The 16,356-nt window shown below is 29.6% G+C and carries 15 protein-coding genes; 4 read left to right on the plus strand and 11 right to left on the minus strand.

Annotated elements, in window-relative coordinates:
* Window positions 1-10: 10 nt before the first annotated feature.
* Both ACY2RX_RS00170 and ACY2RX_RS00175 read right to left on the minus strand, forming a co-directional pair.
* Window positions 11-1,126, minus strand: coding sequence for an imelysin family protein (locus ACY2RX_RS00170; RefSeq protein WP_490101930.1), 1,116 nt, complete (start codon window positions 1,124-1,126; stop codon window positions 11-13).
* Between the two features lie 31 nt (window positions 1,127-1,157).
* Window positions 1,158-2,465 (minus strand): porin, encoded by a 1,308-nt coding sequence (locus tag ACY2RX_RS00175; protein ID WP_490101931.1) that lies wholly within the window; start codon window positions 2,463-2,465, stop codon window positions 1,158-1,160.
* A 178-nt stretch (window positions 2,466-2,643) separates the two neighbouring features.
* Between ACY2RX_RS00175 and guaB the strand changes: the two genes are divergently transcribed.
* On the plus strand, window positions 2,644-4,119 hold the full coding sequence (gene guaB / locus ACY2RX_RS00180; protein WP_490101932.1) for an IMP dehydrogenase: 1,476 nt from the start codon (window positions 2,644-2,646) through the stop codon (window positions 4,117-4,119).
* 78 nt (window positions 4,120-4,197) lie between these two features.
* Here the strand turns inward: guaB and ACY2RX_RS00185 are convergent, their stop codons facing one another.
* Window positions 4,198-6,009 carry a DEAD/DEAH box helicase gene (locus ACY2RX_RS00185; protein ID WP_490101933.1) on the minus strand — a complete coding sequence of 604 codons (1,812 nt, stop codon included), beginning with the start codon at window positions 6,007-6,009 and terminating at the stop codon, window positions 4,198-4,200.
* 145 nt (window positions 6,010-6,154) lie between these two features.
* Window positions 6,155-7,537 carry a hypothetical protein gene (locus ACY2RX_RS00190; RefSeq protein ID WP_490101934.1) on the minus strand — a complete coding sequence of 461 codons (1,383 nt, stop codon included), beginning with the start codon at window positions 7,535-7,537 and terminating at the stop codon, window positions 6,155-6,157.
* 174 nt (window positions 7,538-7,711) lie between these two features.
* On the opposite strand from ACY2RX_RS00190, the gene ACY2RX_RS00195 reads away from it, so the two are divergent.
* On the plus strand, window positions 7,712-9,331 hold the full coding sequence (locus ACY2RX_RS00195; RefSeq protein ID WP_490101935.1) for an ABC-F family ATP-binding cassette domain-containing protein: 1,620 nt from the start codon (window positions 7,712-7,714) through the stop codon (window positions 9,329-9,331).
* Between the two features lie 72 nt (window positions 9,332-9,403).
* Here the strand turns inward: ACY2RX_RS00195 and ACY2RX_RS00200 are convergent, their stop codons facing one another.
* The gene (locus ACY2RX_RS00200) at window positions 9,404-10,345 is read right to left on the minus strand and encodes a hydrogen peroxide-inducible genes activator (RefSeq protein ID WP_490101936.1); all 942 of its coding nucleotides are present in this window, start codon (window positions 10,343-10,345) and stop codon (window positions 9,404-9,406) included.
* Between the two features lie 105 nt (window positions 10,346-10,450).
* On the opposite strand from ACY2RX_RS00200, the gene ACY2RX_RS00205 reads away from it, so the two are divergent.
* The gene (locus tag ACY2RX_RS00205) at window positions 10,451-10,921 is read left to right on the plus strand and encodes a Dps family protein (protein ID WP_490101937.1); all 471 of its coding nucleotides are present in this window, start codon (window positions 10,451-10,453) and stop codon (window positions 10,919-10,921) included.
* Between the two features lie 158 nt (window positions 10,922-11,079).
* Here the strand turns inward: ACY2RX_RS00205 and ACY2RX_RS00210 are convergent, their stop codons facing one another.
* From ACY2RX_RS00210 to ACY2RX_RS00220, 3 genes are all read right to left on the minus strand, one after another.
* Window positions 11,080-11,724, minus strand: a complete 645-nt coding sequence (locus ACY2RX_RS00210; protein WP_490101938.1) for an acyloxyacyl hydrolase — start codon at window positions 11,722-11,724, stop codon at window positions 11,080-11,082.
* Window positions 11,725-11,733: 9 nt separating this feature from the next.
* Window positions 11,734-12,621 (minus strand): 3-hydroxyacyl-CoA dehydrogenase family protein, encoded by an 888-nt coding sequence (locus tag ACY2RX_RS00215; protein ID WP_490101939.1) that lies wholly within the window; start codon window positions 12,619-12,621, stop codon window positions 11,734-11,736.
* A gap of 237 nt (window positions 12,622-12,858) precedes the next feature.
* On the minus strand, window positions 12,859-13,818 hold the full coding sequence (locus ACY2RX_RS00220) for a Gfo/Idh/MocA family oxidoreductase (RefSeq protein ID WP_490102514.1): 960 nt from the start codon (window positions 13,816-13,818) through the stop codon (window positions 12,859-12,861).
* Between the two features lie 117 nt (window positions 13,819-13,935).
* Between ACY2RX_RS00220 and ACY2RX_RS00225 the strand changes: the two genes are divergently transcribed.
* Entirely contained in the window at window positions 13,936-14,577 is a 642-nt protein-coding gene (locus ACY2RX_RS00225) for a protein-L-isoaspartate(D-aspartate) O-methyltransferase (RefSeq protein ID WP_490101940.1), read from the plus strand.
* 94 nt (window positions 14,578-14,671) lie between these two features.
* Here ACY2RX_RS00225 and ACY2RX_RS00230 read toward each other — a convergent pair whose 3' ends face one another.
* Genes ACY2RX_RS00230 through ACY2RX_RS00240 form a run of 3 tightly spaced genes read right to left on the minus strand, consistent with a single transcriptional unit; the run spans window position 14,672 to window position 16,311 of the window.
* Window positions 14,672-15,097, minus strand: coding sequence for a DUF2147 domain-containing protein (locus ACY2RX_RS00230; RefSeq protein ID WP_490101941.1), 426 nt, complete (start codon window positions 15,095-15,097; stop codon window positions 14,672-14,674).
* 1 nt (window position 15,098) lies between these two features.
* Window positions 15,099-15,626, minus strand: a complete 528-nt coding sequence (locus tag ACY2RX_RS00235) for a KdsC family phosphatase (RefSeq protein ID WP_490101942.1) — start codon at window positions 15,624-15,626, stop codon at window positions 15,099-15,101.
* The gene (locus ACY2RX_RS00240; RefSeq protein WP_490101943.1) at window positions 15,616-16,311 is read right to left on the minus strand and encodes a Rossmann-like and DUF2520 domain-containing protein; all 696 of its coding nucleotides are present in this window, start codon (window positions 16,309-16,311) and stop codon (window positions 15,616-15,618) included. The genes ACY2RX_RS00235 and ACY2RX_RS00240 overlap by 11 nt, the downstream gene beginning before the upstream one ends.
* Window positions 16,312-16,356 lie beyond the last annotated feature (45 nt).

The following is a 16,356-nucleotide window of genomic DNA, read 5'->3' on the forward strand; positions in this document are numbered from 1 at the left end:
TTTTAATTCATTATTTTGTAACTAATTTTGATATGATAGGAGCAATGTTATCATTTATAGTTTTGGTAACAATAGTAACCTTATTTATTGCATTTTGTATGCCTGCTTTATCTTTTGTAATGGCATCAGTAAACGTACCATTTATAGCATCTATGGCATTAATAGCAGCCGTAATTTCTGTAACAAAACGAGTGTGTAAATCTGAATTTTTTTCAGCAATTATAGTTCCAATTCCTTTATTGTTACTAGCAGCTCCGTAAGTACCTAAATACACATTTTGTATGCTTCTCATATTATTCATAAAATCTACTTTAGAATTATGAGAAAAACGAGATTCTTCTTGAGTAGCATTACCAAAAGCTGCAGCAATTTTACCAGTTGCAACTTCATTTGCAATGTTTTGCATTCCAGATAAATCACCAGTAATTCCAACGTTTGTTATAGCTTGTAGAGCAGCTTTTTGGCTTGTCCATTCTTTTCCTGCTTTAGTACCTGCCGCTTTAAAAATGGTAGCAAAACCACCAGAAGTCCATCCTTTATATAAAGCTTCAGTATTGTTTTTTAAATCTTTTGCAAGAAAAGTTAAATAGGTTAATTCTCTGGCAGTAAAATCTGAGTGGGTTTTTACACCTTTTGCTCCCCATAATAGATACTCTATTCCGTGAAAACCTTTCCAAGTATCTTCTTGTCCGCTTACAATTTTTTCTGAAATAGTAGAGCTACCCGTCAAAAATGCTTGTAAATCGTTTATTGCAACAGGCCAGCTGTCTAATTTTCCGTCTAAACTTAATGCACCTGTTCCTGTTTCTCCTGCTGGTCCAAATAAGAAAGCTTCAGAGTTTTCCCAAGGTTGTCTTGTAGCTCTCCAAGCATCTCTTGCTTCTTTTAATGTGGTTGCATTTTGGTTTGCCTTTAATGCATCTAATTTTGTTTTTAATACAGTTGCTTGGTTGTTTAAACTTTTATAAGTAGCTGTAAATACATTATCTGCTAAGTTTGTTATAATTGCAGAATAATCTTTAATAGGATTTGTAGGAACGCTATTATTATCATCGCTACAATTTGCAAACGTTATAGCAGTTATTGCTATAATTAGTGCTTTTACATTTAATAGTACTTTTTTCATTTTTATTGTTTTTATATTTGATATTAATTATTTAAAATACGAAGCCAATTCCTGCAGAAAAGGTGTTTTCTTTTTGGTTATTATTAGTTAGTTTTCCTAAGTTGTTTAATTTTTTTGAGCCTAAAGTTCTATTAGAATATTGAATTTTAGCGATTACTCCTTTGTGTATAAACCAATTAAATCCGCTAGTAATAACACTTCTTTCCCATCTAGGATTATCAGTAACTAAAGGATGTGTTTTATACATTGAATCATAAAAATCATAACGTACAAAAGGATATAGTTTTTGATTACTTTTTATATTTTTAAGTGATAGTATATCGTATCCAATTTCAGCAGAAAAACCTAAAGCATTTTTTGCAACAGGAGTTCTTTTTACACCTAAGGCATTTGATAGGTTTTTATTTCTTGATGTGATAATGTCTGAGTTTTGAAGGTTTCCATAAAAAATCATAGAATTAAAACGCAATGCTTTTTCATTATATGTAATGTGTCCTTCTACTAGATATAAATAAGCATCCGTTTTTATATCTGGTTTTGGTCTGTTATCGGCAGTATTTCCAAAATATCCAGAAACGCCTGCAAATGAATTTTTATGAGTTCCTAATTTATAATCTAAACGAATAGCGGTTGCCCAATTTTCGGCATTTGCCATTTCAAAACGAGTTTGATGTCCGTTTCTAATCCAACCTCTAGAACTAAAGCCAGAGGCATCTAATCCGTTTACAAACGCTAAACGATATAATAATTTATTATTAAGTAATCTTCCGTAAAGTTCTAAGCCAGTTTCGTACCAACCTAAAGGAAGTAATTCATTTTCCATTTCGGGTCTATGCGTAGTAAAATATTCATCTGGTGTATCTAAATTTTGTGCTAAACCAAAATACATTTTAAATTTACCCGCTTTTACATTTAAGTATTTATTGATGTTAAAATCAATATAAACTTGTTCTAATTTTACTTCTCCACCTTTCTCAACTTCTGTTTCAAATTCTCCAAATTCTTCGAGTTTATCAAGTTCTTTTGTAACTCCTGTACCTCCATGTTCAAATTCAAATTCTGTTTTTAAAGCAATTTTAGAATTGAATTTATAGTTTAAATATAAATTTAAACGCTCTGCATCTACAGTATTTCTTTTTTCATTATCTGTGTCCCATTTATAATTATAATAGTTTATAACACCATAACCTTTTAAACTAAACTTATTAAGATGATTTTTCTTTTTAAATTCTCTTTTTAGTTCTTTTTTGATTTCTTCTTTTAATCTTTCTTTGTTAGTTTCTTGTGATACTAGAATTTGAAAAGCAAACAGAAAAAGGATTGTTAATTGTAATTTCATTATACTTATTTAGACTGATTAAAAATAAAATACAAATGAAGTAACTTTTTTTATCATAACAAAGTTTATTTAGATTTATTTTAAATAGTATTTATCAACAAAGAGTTTAAAATGAAGTTATATAGGAGGTATTGTTTTATTATAGTATATTTGCACGCAATTAACTCTTAATTGCAACATGACAGCACACAACAACAAAATTTTAGGAGAAGGTTTAACTTATGACGATGTTCTATTAGTTCCTGCCTTTTCAGAAGTACTTCCAAGAGAAGTTAGTATCAAAACAAAATTTACTAAAAATATTACAATTAATGTGCCTATTGCATCTGCAGCAATGGATACAGTTACAGAATCTGCATTAGCAATTGCTATTGCAAGAGAAGGTGGTATTGGCGTTTTGCATAAAAATATGACCATTGAGCAACAAGCAAAAGAAGTTAGAAAAGTAAAACGTGCAGAATCTGGTATGATTTTAGATCCAGTTACACTTCCTTTAACTGCAGTAGTTTTAGATGCTAAATCTTTTATGAAAGAGCATAGTATTGGTGGAATTCCTATTGTTGATGAAAACGGAACTTTAAAAGGAATTGTTACCAACAGAGACTTACGTTTTGAGCATAACAACCAAAGACCAATTGTTGAGGTAATGACAGCTGAGAATTTAGTTACTGCTCCTGTTGGAACTTCATTAAAAGGAGCAGAAAAAATTCTTCAAAAACATAAAATTGAAAAACTATTAATTGTTGATGATAATTATAAACTAAAAGGACTTATCACATTTAGAGATATTACTAAAGTAACCCAAAAACCAATAGCCAATAAAGATAATTATGGTAGATTAAGAGTTGCAGCTGCTTTAGGTGTTACTGCTGATGCCGTAGATAGAGCAGAAGCTTTGGTAAAATCTGGTGTAGATGCTGTTATTATTGATACTGCTCATGGACATACAAAAGGAGTAGTTGCTGTTTTAAAAGAAGTTAAAGCAAAGTTTCCAGAGTTAGAAGTTGTTGTTGGTAATATTGCAACAGGAGAAGCTGCAAAATATTTAGTAGATGCTGGTGCAGATGCAGTAAAAGTTGGTATTGGTCCAGGTTCTATTTGCACCACAAGAGTTGTTGCAGGAGTTGGTTTTCCTCAATTTTCTGCAGTTTTAGAAGTTGCAGCTGCAATAAAAGGAACGGGTGTTCCTGTAATTGCAGATGGAGGAATTCGTTATACAGGAGATATACCAAAAGCTATTGCTGCAGGTGCAGATTCTGTAATGTTGGGTTCTTTATTAGCTGGTACTAAAGAATCTCCAGGAGAAACTATTATTTACGAAGGAAGAAAATTTAAATCGTACAGAGGAATGGGTTCTGTAGAAGCAATGAAACAAGGTTCTAAAGATCGTTATTTTCAGGATGTGGAAGATGATATTAAAAAATTAGTTCCAGAAGGAATTGTAGGTAGAGTTCCATATAAAGGAGAATTAGCAGAAAGCATTCATCAGTTTATAGGTGGTTTACGTGCAGGAATGGGATATTGTGGCGCAAAAGATGTAGCAACACTAAAAGAAACAGGAAAATTTGTTAGAATAACCGCAAGCGGAATTAACGAAAGTCATCCTCATGATGTGGCAATTACTAAAGAAGCTCCAAATTATAGTAGGAGGTAAGTATTTAAAATACAAATAAAAAAGGTAGAAATATTATATTTCTACCTTTTTTATTTTATGGATAATTAAAGATAAGATTTACCTTTCTCTACGTCTTCTACCAAAACCTCCAGATTTTCTATCTCCAGAATTTTTAGGTCTATCAGAACTTCTTTTAGAGCGTCTTCTGCTTCCGTCATCACTTCTATCAGAAGAACTTTCAGAACTTCTACGTCTTCCAAAACCTCCATCTTTTTTACCAAAAGGTTTTTTGCCTCTTCTTCTATTTCCACCTCCAGAACGTTCTTTATTAGTAATTTCTACGTTTACAGAACGTCCATCAAAATCAGGTTGATTATCTGAAAAAGCCGCTAAAGTTTTGTCTTCGTAATTTTTATCAACTTCAAAGAAAGAGAAAGTGTCTAAAATATCTATTGCACCAATTTCAATTTTATCACCAATATTTTGATCATTGATTAATCCTATTAATTTGGCTGGGTTTAATTTGTCTTTTCTACCAATGTTGATAAAAAAGCGTGTCATATTTTCGCTTGTTGCTCTTGCTCTAGAGTTATCTCTAGAAGATAAATCGTTTAAATCTTTCGCATTTTCATAATAAGATAAAAATTGATTGAACTCTAAAGAAACAAATTTTTGAATTAATTCTTCTCTAGTTAATGCTGCCAATTTATCATAAATATTAGGTAAAAACTCCTCTATTTGAGATTCATTTACTTTAATGTTATGCACTTTGTCTATTAAATGCATTAATTGATTTTCGCAAATTTCTTTACCCGAAGGCACCTTAGTTTCAACAAATTTCTTTTTAATGATTCTCTCAATTGGTCTTAGCTTTCCTTTGTCTTTATTACTAACTAAAACTATAGAAATACCTTTGTTACCTGCTCTACCAGTTCTACCACTTCTGTGAGTATAGTTTTCTATTTGATCGGGTAATTTATGATTGATAATATGTGTTAACTCATTTACATCCAAACCACGAGCAGCAACATCTGTTGCCACTAATAATTGTACTGTTTTTTTTCTGAATTTACCCATTACAGAATCACGTTGAGCTTGCGATAAATCTCCATGTAAAGCATCAGCATTATATCCGTCTTTTATAAGATTATCTGCTATTTCTTGTGTTTCTCTTCTGGTTCTACAGAAAATAATTCCGTAAATATTTGGGTTTAAATCTGCAATTCTTTTTAAAGCTGGGTAACGTGTTCTTTCTGTAACCAAATAATATTCATGACTAACATTATCTGAACCTTGGTTTTTTTGACCAGAAGTAATTTCTATAGGTCTAGTCATATAGTTTTTAGCAATTGCTTCTACTTCTCTCGGAAATGTTGCAGAAAACAACAAAGTTTGTTTGGTTTCTGGTGTTACCTCTAAAACTTTATCTAATTCTTCTTTAAAGCCCATATTTAACATTTCATCAGCTTCATCTAAAACAAGCCATTGAACGTTTCCTAATTTTAATGCTCTTCTGTTTATTAAATCTACTGTTCTACCAGGAGTTCCTACAACAATTTGCGACCCTTTTTTTAGAGATCTAATTTGATCTTCTATACTTGCCCCGCCATAAACAGTTGTTACTTTAACACCTTTTAAGTATTTGCTAAAGTCTTTAATATTATTACCAATTTGAACGGCAAGTTCTCTTGTTGGCGATAAAATTATTGCTTGTACACTACTATTACTAGGGTCTAAAAGTTCTAATATTGGCAAGCTAAAAGCAGCTGTTTTTCCTGTACCTGTTTGTGCAAAAGCTTTTAAATCGTCTGTAGATGAAATAATTTGCGGAATTGCTTTTTCTTGAATAACGGTAGGTTTTTCGTAACCTAAATCCGTCAATGCTTTATTGATAGGTTCTTTTAAACCTAATTCTAAAAATGTTGACATATCTGTGTTTTTGTGGATTCACAGAACGCCCACCTGCAAACCCATTTTATAATTCGGACTGAATTTATAAATGAGATAAGCTCATTATAAAAATCGTGCAAAGGTACGTTAAATAAAACAAATGGTTATTAACCCGTTAAAGCTATTATTTTTTATTTAATTCTATTAATTGAGAAAATACTTTGTTAGAAAAGATAGATGCATACCCATTAGTAACAATACCCTTTTTATTGATAATGATAGAGCGTGGCATTTTACTTGTTAAGAAAGAGTTTGCATTGCTTTTTGCATCAATAAAAAATTGATTTTTTACATCTAATTTATGAATTCTATCATCAGAAGTTCCATCAATTTTAATTTGAATAAAATGAATGTTAGAAAATTTCTTTGATAAAAAATTCATTCTAGAAGCGATATAAACAGGCGAAATATATTCAGGATTCCAAAAGAATAAAAACGAGTTTTTTCTTTTAATTATATCAGAAATTTTATGTTTTCCATTGGTTAAGTCATATAAGTTAAATTCGGTAATTTTATCCCCTTTTTTTATTACTTCAATATCAGAAATTAATTCTCTAACCAGATCTTTATCTTCTTTATTTGTACTTAAATCAAAATAAGTATCAAAAGCTTCTTTGTTAATATCGCAGCTAGATTTTTTATAAAAATGACCAATTACAGTTTGTTTTAAAAAAGCATTTCTAGAATCGCTAGGGTTTAATTTTTTATCAATTGTTTTTAATAAATCTATAGTAAACTCGCAAGAATATTCATTCTTCATCGGTTTATGACCTAAAGAATAAGTAGTGTTATATAAATAATTTCTTATATATTGTGAATATTGTGGGTAGTACATTAAAGAATCTTTGTTAAAATTAACAGACTTTCTATGATTGTAAAAAGATTTATCTATTTGATGAAAATCTTTTTCTTTACTATATTTTCTATGTATTACTGGATATCTTTCTACTCTTGCATAAATAGGATATTTTAGAGCAATATTTAAAACTTGGGTAAACCCGTTCGTTTCTTCTGGATGATCTAAGACATAATCTTTGTAGGTTATTTCTTTAAGAAAAAGTAAAGAATCAATTTTTTTCTTGAATTCTTTAGGTTCTAATTTATTTAATTTATAAAATAGTTTATTTTCTTTTTCATTTTCTAAAAAACAATCTATTAAAATGTTATTTCTTTCTGCTCCTTTACCTGCAAAAACCAAAGACTCATCAAAATCCCAAGTATTTAAGCGTAACATTAAACTGTCTTTCGGTTCTAAATAAAAATATTGATTTTCAACTCCATGTTCAAAATAATACAGCCCTTCATTTACATCATCATATTTTGCTAAAAATTTACCATCCTTATCTAGCGGAAGCGTATCTATTACATTCCCTAAAGAAAACAATACAACATAATTAGACTTAGGGTTAATGATTTTTCCACCAAAATAAGTATGCGTATTTTTAGAAGAATCACAACCAATAATAACGATTAGAAATAATAAAAAGCTTGTAAAGTATTTAATCATTTAATTGTTTTGCTTTTAGCATCACAAATTTAGGAATTCATCTTAGCTGATGTTGTTAATTCGCTGTTAAAAAACTTAAAAAGGCTCTAAATAGATGATAAAAAAACCGTTTAAAATCTAGCTTGAAAAGACAAATCTAATTTGTACTTTTGCAGCAAATTTTAAAAAAATAATATGTTATCAGTTTCTAACTTATCTGTACAATTTGGTAAACGTGTTTTGTTTGATGAAGTAAATACTAAATTTCAATCAGGAAACTGTTATGGAATTATTGGCGCAAACGGTGCAGGAAAATCTACATTTTTAAAAATTCTTTCTGGCAAGCAAGAGCCAACTTCTGGGCAGGTTCATTTAGAACCAGGTAAAAGAATGTCTGTTTTATCGCAAAACCATAATGAGTTTGATGAGTTTCCGGTTTTAGAAACTGTTGTTATGGGAAACAAAGAGTTGTTTAAAATAAAAAAAGAAATTGACGCTTTATATGCAGATTATACAGATGAAAATGCTGAAAAAATAGGAGAGTTACAAGTTACTTTCGAAGAAATGAATGGATGGAATGCAGATTCTGATGCAGCAGCAATGCTATCTAATTTAGGTATTAGAGAAGATTTGCATTATACTTTAATGAAAGATTTAGATGGTAAGCAAAAAGTACGTGTTTTATTAGCGCAAGCTTTATTTGGTAACCCTGATGTCTTAATTATGGATGAACCTACCAACGATTTAGATTTCGAAACGATTGGTTGGTTAGAGAATTTTTTAGCAAATTATGATAATTGTGTCATTGTAGTTTCGCATGACAGACACTTTTTAGATGCCGTTTGTACTCATATTTCTGATATCGATTTTGGTAAAATAAATCATTATTCTGGTAATTATACTTTTTGGTACGAATCTAGTCAGTTAGCAGCTAAACAAAGAGCACAACAAAACAAAAAAGCAGAAGATAAAAAGAAAGAATTAGAAGAATTCATTCGTCGTTTTTCTGCCAACGTTGCAAAATCTAAACAAGCAACATCGCGTAAAAAAATGATTGAAAAATTAAATGTTGAAGATATTAAACCATCAAGTAGACGTTATCCTGCAATTATTTACAAAAGTGATAGAGAAGCAGGAGATCAAATTTTAAATGTAGAAGGTTTATCAAAAGAATTTGAAGGAGAAAAATTATTTAATGACATTCACATCAACTTAAATAAAGGAGATAAAGTTGCTATTATTTCTAAAAATTCTAGAGCTGTAACTGCATTTTATCAAATTATAAATGATAATGAAAAAGCAGACGCTGGTAAATTTTCTTGGGGAGTTACCACAACACAATCTTATTTGCCATTAGATAATTCGTCTTTTTTTCAAAACGGAGAATTGAATTTGGTAGATTGGTTAAGACAGTATGCGCAAACAGAAGAAGAACGTGAAGAAGTTTTTTTAAGAGGATTTTTAGGAAAAATGATTTTTTCTGGAGAAGAAGCTTTAAAGAAAAGTAATGTTTTATCTGGAGGAGAAAAAGTACGTTGTATGCTTTCTAGAATGATGATGAAAAGAGCTAATATTTTAGTTTTAGACGAACCCACCAATCACTTAGACTTAGAATCTATACAAGCCTTAAACAATTCACTAATTAATTTTAAAGGAACCATTTTGTTTACAACACATGATCACGAGTTTGCACAAACTGTTGCAAACAGAGTTATAGAATTAACACCTAAAGGAGTTATTGATAGATACGCTACTTTTGATGAATATTTATCTGATCCAAAAATTAAAGAATTACGTGAAAAAATGTATTCTTAAAATGTTTTGACACGGATTTCACAAATTCTCAATACTTTTTTGCGGAAACTTGTAAAATTCGTGTCAGCATAATTATTTTTTTTGCAAAGGACTAATAATTTTTACATCAGAAAAAGAAATAGCACCTCTTACAATACCATCTATAGTATTTTTTAAAGCTTCTATAAGTTGCATTTTTAATTGCGATTTATGGTAAATTAAACTCACCTCTCTTGCAGGTGGCGGATTTGTAAATTCTCTTAAATTACTTTTATCAACCTCATTTAAATCTAACGTGTGTAAGTAAGGCAACAATGTCATTCCTAAACCTTCTTTAGAAAGTTTTATTAGCGTATCAAAACTTCCGCTTTCTAACTGAAATCCTTTTTTATTATCAATTTTATGGCTTCTGCATAAATTAATAACACTGTCTTTAAAGCAATGGCCATCTTCTAATAGTAAAATATCTTCCATTTCTAACTCATCAGAAGTAATTTGTTTGTTTTTAAAAAGTCTGTGGTTTTGCGGAATTAAACCTACAAAAGGCTCGTAATACAATGGTCTTTCTTTAATAACTTCATTTTCTAAAGGAGTAGCAGCAATAGCAGCATCTATATGACCATCTGTTAGTTTTCTAACAATTTCTTCGGTAGTTAATTCTTCTATAATTAACTTCACTTTTGGGTATTTTTTTGTAAAGTTTTGTAGAAACATTGGTAAAAGCGTAGGCATAATTGTTGGTATGATTCCTAATTTAAATTCACCTCCTATATATCCTTTTTGTTGATGCACAATATCAACAATTCTATTACTTTCATCAACAATAACTTTGGCTTGTTCTACTATTTTTTTTCCAACTTCAGTAAGTTCAATAGGTTTTTTTGAGCGATTAAATATTTTTACGTTTAATTCGTCTTCTAATTTTTGTATTTGCATACTCAAAGTAGGCTGAGTTACATAACTATGATCTGCTGCAACCGTAAAATTTTGATATTCTGCAACAGACAAAACATATTTTAATTGAGTGATTGTCATTTGTATAAAATTTTCTGATAAAGATATTAAAACTATCAATAATTATTATAGTTTATCTTCTTAAATTTCTCATAATTTTGGTGTATCAAAATAAAACATACAAAAATGAACAAAACAATATTAGGATTAGACAGAACAGAAACAGCTAATTTAGTAAATGAATTAAACGGATTATTAGCTAATTTTCAGATTTATTATCAAAATTTAAGAGGATTACATTGGAATATTAAAGGGAAAAATTTCTTTGAATTGCACGTTAAATTCGAAGAGTTTTATACAGATTCTCAAATAAAAATTGATGATATTGCGGAACGTATTTTAACCTTACAAGGCAAACCTTTGCATACTTTTTCTGATTATATAGAAAAAGCTACTGTGCCAGTTGGTAAAGACATTTCTAATGATGTAAAAGGTGTAGAGTTGGTTGTAAACTCATTATCAGAATTGTTAAAAATAGAAAGAGTAATTTTAGAATTGTCTGATAAAGCAGATGATGAAGGTACAAATTCTATGATGAGCGATTTTATTGCAGAACAAGAAAAAACAATTTGGATGTTGAATTCTTGGTTAGGTTAAAAAAGTAAGAATTTATAGTACTACAAGAGGCTGTTTGAAAAGTGTTATTCTGAATAAAAATGAAGAATCTCAACAATATTAAAATTCTGATTTATAGATAATTGAGATTTCTCGACTGCACTCGAAATGACAAAAAAACACTTTTCAAACAGCCTCTTCTATTCTATTAGATAAGTATAACCAATTTCGAAACCTAAAAAGGTGTATCCATTATTAGGTTTTTTAAAATCGAGATTAGAAACGTGCCCAATATTACTGCCTAAATAAAGAGAAGAATTTTTTACAAATTTATATGAAAATCCTACAGATCCGTTTTCTAAAAATGTAAAACCTTTAGCCAATCTTTCTGTTCTTTTATCAATAACAGCAACACCTAAGCCAGCAGTAATTTGAATCTCTAATTTTCTTAAAATTTCTTTACTCATTACAAAACCCAATTCAAAACCATATAAATGCATTGTTTTTGGCGATGTAAATTCTGTTCTTTTTTTTAGATAATTATCTTCTGAAGGCAATACAAAATGTTCGTTTAATAATTGATGTTTTATAGTTTGTATTTGCGGCTGAACAATTAAACCAACATCAAATCTTTTCCATTTTCCTAAATTGTAAAAAGCTTGTAATTTATAAATATTAGAAGCATAAGAATAGTCTAGATCATCAAACAAAATATTGTTTTCATCATTGTAATTATAGACAAAACCTACTTTTTTAATATTAAATATTCCTTTCTTTTTTTCTTGAGCATTTACAAAAAAAAAGAAAAAGGAAAATAAAATTATTAGGAGTTGTTTTTTATTCATCAACAGAAATTATGAAAACATTTTTGCAACCTTTTCAGCTTTTCTACTTTCTGAATAATCATAAAAACCTTCGCCAGATTTTACGCCCAATTTTCCTGCCATCACCATATTTACTAACAACGGACAAGGAGCGTATTTGGGGTTTTTAAATCCATCATACAAAACATTTAAAATAGACAAACAAACGTCTAAGCCAATAAAATCTGCTAATTGTAGAGGCCCCATTGGGTGTGCCATTCCTAATTTCATAACCGTATCAATTTCTTCTACACCAGCAACATTATTATAAAGTGTTTCTATAGATTCGTTTATCATTGGCATTAAAATTCTGTTGGCAACAAACCCAGGATAATCATTAACTTCTACAGGAACTTTATTTATTTTTTTAGACAAATCAACAATGGTTTGCATCACATCATCAGAAGTATTGTACCCTCTAATAATTTCTACCAATTTCATAATGGGTACAGGATTCATAAAATGCATTCCAATAACTTTTTCGGGTCTGTTGGTTGCTGCAGCAATTTGTGTAATAGAAATTGATGAAGTATTGGTTGCTAAAATGGTTTTTTCTGGGCAGATTTCACTTAATTCTGTGAAAATTTTCGCTTTTAAATTAGCATTTTCAGTGGCGGCTTCCACCACTAAATCAGCGTTTTTTACACCCTCTTTTATAGATGTAAATGTGCTAATATTTTGTAAAGTTTGTGTTTTCTCAGCTTCATAAATTTTTTCTTTAGCCATCATTCTATTTAAGTTTCTGGTAATTGTAGCCATTCCTTTTTCTAAAGAAGCTTCAGAAATATCAATTAAACTGATTTTATAATTAAATTGAGCAAATGTATGAGCAATACCATTTCCCATTGTTCCAGCTCCAATAATAGCGATGTTTTTCATAAAAATTATTTAAAGATTTAATTATTTAAAGTTAAAATATTCTCTTGTTGAATTTTTTAATGCTTCAATTGTTTAATAATTATTTGGGCGTTTTAACAGGCTTTACACTTTATCTTTTTTTTATTCTTCAAAAAAGGATGCCGTTTCAATCCTTAACGCACTTGTTTATTTATTTTTTGCTAAATTTTAAAATGTTGTTTTTAACTTTTAAACTTTGTTACTTTTAAAACTAACTATCTAAAAACAATCAATAATCATTTGAGCGACTCTTAATGCTTCAGTTCCTTGGCTTAAAGAAACCACAGGAATTGTGTTATTATGAATAGCATCTGCAAAAGTTTCTAATTCATCTAAAATTGCATTGTTGTTTTCTACATCAGGATTTTCAAAATATATTTGTTTTTTAATGCCTTCTGCATTTTGGAGTATCATTGCAAATTCATCAGGATTTTTAGGAACCTCTTTCATTCTTACCACTTCAGCTTTTTTCTCTAAAAAATCAACAGAAATATATGCATCCTTCTGAAAAAAACGAGATTTACGCATATTTTTCATAGAAATTCTACTGGCAGTTAAATTGGCAACACAACCGTTTTTAAATTCAATTCTTGCATTGGCAATATCTGGTGTTTCAGAAATGACAGAAACGCCACTTGCGTGTACATTTTTTACATCGGCATTCACAACAGAAAGAATAATATCGATATCATGAATCATTAAATCTAGTACTACAGGTACATCTGTTCCTCTAGGATTAAATTCTGCTAATCTGTGAGTTTCAATAAACATTGGGCTGTCAATTTTATCTTTTACAGCTGTAAATGCAGGATTAAAACGTTCTACATGACCAACTTGCCCTTTAACGTTATATTGTTTGGCTAACTTTTTTATGGTTTCTGCCTCTACAACAGTTTTGGTAATTGGCTTTTCTATAAAAATATGGCGTCCTTTTTCAATGGCTTTTTTTGCACAATAAAAATGTGATAATGTGGGGGTTACAATATCTACAACATCTACAGCATCAATTAGAGATTCTATAGATGCAAAAGAATGATAACCAAATTCTTTAGATACATTTTTTGCATTTTCTTTAGAAGGATCAAAAAATCCTACTAACTCATATTTTTTAGATTGTTGTAATAAACGTAAATGAATTTTTCCTAAGTGACCAGCACCTAAAACTCCAACTTTAAGCATAAATAATTGTTTTTGTGTATTTTCTAATTTTTTAAAATCAGGCATCAACAAATATACAATTTTATAAGAGTTTATAGAGATTAATTCCTATTTTTAGAACCTGTAAATTTGTAAATATTGAGAGACACATCTAAACACCAAGGACTTAGAAATCAATTAGCTAGTATATTGCAAGCTAAAGGAATTATAGACGAAAAAGTGTTAGACGCGATTCGTAAAATTCCGCGTCATTTGTTTATTGATAGTAGTTTTGAGTCGCACGCATATCAAGATAAAGCATTTCCTATTGCAGCAGAGCAAACAATTTCTCAGCCTTATACAGTGGCATTTCAATCGCAAACTTTAGAAGTAAAACCCGATGAAAAAGTACTAGAAATTGGTACAGGTTCTGGTTATCAAACGGCTGTTTTGTTAGCGTTAAAAGCAGAAGTTTACACAATTGAAAGACAACAGGAACTGTTTAAAAAAACCTCACTTTTTTTACCCAAATTAGGCTACAAACCCAAGAAATTTATTTTTGGTGATGGTTATAAAGGTTTGCCAGAAAAAGCTCCTTTTGATAAAATTATTGTAACTGCTGGTGCACCTTTTGTGCCTAAACCTTTATTGGCTCAATTAAAAGTAGGAGGGAAGTTGTTAATTCCTGTAGGTGATAAAACTCAAATTATGACATTGTTTATTAGAAAATCTGCTAAAGATTTTGAAAAACACGAATTAGGAAATTTTGCTTTTGTACCAATGCTGGAAGAGAGAAATTAGTTTTAAAGTAACAAAGTTGCAAAGTTGTTGGGTAAATTTTTTTTCATTTTTGCTAAAAACTAAAAACTAAAAACTAAAAACTAAAAACTAAAAACTATTCAGCTCTATTCCAATAAGCCGTTTTTCCAAATAAAGAAACTCCTATATAGCCACGTATTTTTAGTTTGTTTTTATGGGCTAATTTAATATAGCATTTATAAACCTTACCATTTCTTGGATCTAAAATAGAACCTCCAGACCATTCTTTACCATCTTTTTTTAAACCAGTTAAAATGTTTAAACCTAAAATTGGCTTGTTCTTGTTATCGCCTTCACATTTGTCGCAAACTGCATTTTTTCTATCTGGATTTTTAATTTCTATAATTTTGGCATACGCTTTTCCTTTTTTATTATAAACTTCAATTACAGAATCTACTTCACCAGTTTCTTCGTTTGTAGAATGCCATTTGCCAAAAATAGTTTGTGCGTTTATTGTAAAAGTAATTGTAAAAAATAATAAGGTTAAAAACGTTTTTTTCATATTAATCATATTTTGCATCAAAATTATTATCCCATTTTCCTTGAACTTTTAATACTTGCTCTATAACATCTCTTACACAACCTTCACCACCTTTTTTGTCTGAAATGTATTTAGAAATTCTTTGAATTTCTGGAGCTGCATCATTTGGGCAGCAAGATAAACCAACCAACTTCATTACAGGAAAATCCGGAATATCATCACCCATATATAACACATTTTCTGGTTGTAAATTATATTTTTCTACCAATTCATTGTATTGCAGCATCTTATTATGAGCGCCTAAATAGATGTCTTTAATTCCTAAATTTGCCAAACGTGTTCTTACGCTTTCGTTTTTTCCGCCAGAAATAATACAGATATTATATCCTTTATCAACAGCAGTTTTTAGGGCATATCCGTCTTTAATATTCATATTTCTAACTAACTCACCATCTGGCATAATAGTAACTAATCCGTTAGTGAGCACACCATCTACATCAAAAATTAAAGTATTTATATTGGGTAATAATTGTTTGTAACTAATTTCCATTTTGGATAGATTTTGTTAAGATTTTATAAATTTTCTGTTGCTTTTTATGCAACAAATCTAAATGATTTTTTATTGTTTTTTTATCGTTTCTAATTGCGGGTCCTGTTTGCGCATCTTTAGGTGATAATGTTTCAATTTTACACGCTGTTTCTTTAATTAATGGTTGTAAAACCTCAAATGGCACATTGTGTTCTTTGCAAATATCATTCCCAATTTTATACAAGTGATTGGTAAAGTTATTTACAAAAACGGCAGCAATGTGCAATGCTTTTCGTTGTTCTGAGTTTACTGAATAAATTTTATTTCCTATTAATTTTGCGATTTGCTCAAGCAAAAGAAAGTCATTTTTATTTTCTGCTTCTAAACAAAAAGGGATTTCAGAAAAATCAATTTTTTTATCTTTAGAAAAAGTTTGTAGCATATAAAAAACACCTTTTCTATGCTTGTTTTTTAATTCATCAATAGTAGAAGCACCAGAAGTATGTACAACAAATTCATTTTTAATTTTTGATGAAACTTCAGCAATGGCATCATCAGAAACTGCAATAATGGTAACATCTGCTTGCGGAATATTTTCTAATTTTCTTGAGCAGATTTGTGTAACTATAACATTATCAGCTTGTAAAAAAGCATTGTGTAAATGTGTGGCAACGTTTCCACCTCCAACAAGTAAAACTGATATCATAAAACGAAGATATATTTTTTTATTGGATTGTTTATAGAATTCCTA

The sequence above is a fragment of the Polaribacter sp. 2405UD43-2 genome (genome assembly GCF_058147125.1).

Bases quoted from the DNA above. Each gene is read 5' to 3' on its own strand.
- ACY2RX_RS00170 (WP_490101930.1), bottom strand. From the start codon at position 1,126: ATGAAAAAAGTACTATTAAATGTAAAAGCACTAATTATAGCAATAACT.
- ACY2RX_RS00175 (WP_490101931.1), bottom strand. From the start codon at position 2,465: ATGAAATTACAATTAACAATCCTTTTTCTGTTTGCTTTTCAAATTCTA.
- guaB (WP_490101932.1), top strand. From the start codon at position 2,644: ATGACAGCACACAACAACAAAATTTTAGGAGAAGGTTTAACTTATGAC.
- ACY2RX_RS00185 (WP_490101933.1), bottom strand. From the start codon at position 6,009: ATGTCAACATTTTTAGAATTAGGTTTAAAAGAACCTATCAATAAAGCA.
- ACY2RX_RS00190 (WP_490101934.1), bottom strand. From the start codon at position 7,537: ATGATTAAATACTTTACAAGCTTTTTATTATTTCTAATCGTTATTATT.
- ACY2RX_RS00195 (WP_490101935.1), top strand. From the start codon at position 7,712: ATGTTATCAGTTTCTAACTTATCTGTACAATTTGGTAAACGTGTTTTG.
- ACY2RX_RS00200 (WP_490101936.1), bottom strand. From the start codon at position 10,345: ATGACAATCACTCAATTAAAATATGTTTTGTCTGTTGCAGAATATCAA.
- ACY2RX_RS00205 (WP_490101937.1), top strand. From the start codon at position 10,451: ATGAACAAAACAATATTAGGATTAGACAGAACAGAAACAGCTAATTTA.
- ACY2RX_RS00210 (WP_490101938.1), bottom strand. From the start codon at position 11,724: ATGAATAAAAAACAACTCCTAATAATTTTATTTTCCTTTTTCTTTTTT.
- ACY2RX_RS00215 (WP_490101939.1), bottom strand. From the start codon at position 12,621: ATGAAAAACATCGCTATTATTGGAGCTGGAACAATGGGAAATGGTATT.
- ACY2RX_RS00220 (WP_490102514.1), bottom strand. From the start codon at position 13,818: ATGCTTAAAGTTGGAGTTTTAGGTGCTGGTCACTTAGGAAAAATTCAT.
- ACY2RX_RS00230 (WP_490101941.1), bottom strand. From the start codon at position 15,097: ATGAAAAAAACGTTTTTAACCTTATTATTTTTTACAATTACTTTTACA.
- ACY2RX_RS00235 (WP_490101942.1), bottom strand. From the start codon at position 15,626: ATGGAAATTAGTTACAAACAATTATTACCCAATATAAATACTTTAATT.
- ACY2RX_RS00240 (WP_490101943.1), bottom strand. From the start codon at position 16,311: ATGATATCAGTTTTACTTGTTGGAGGTGGAAACGTTGCCACACATTTA.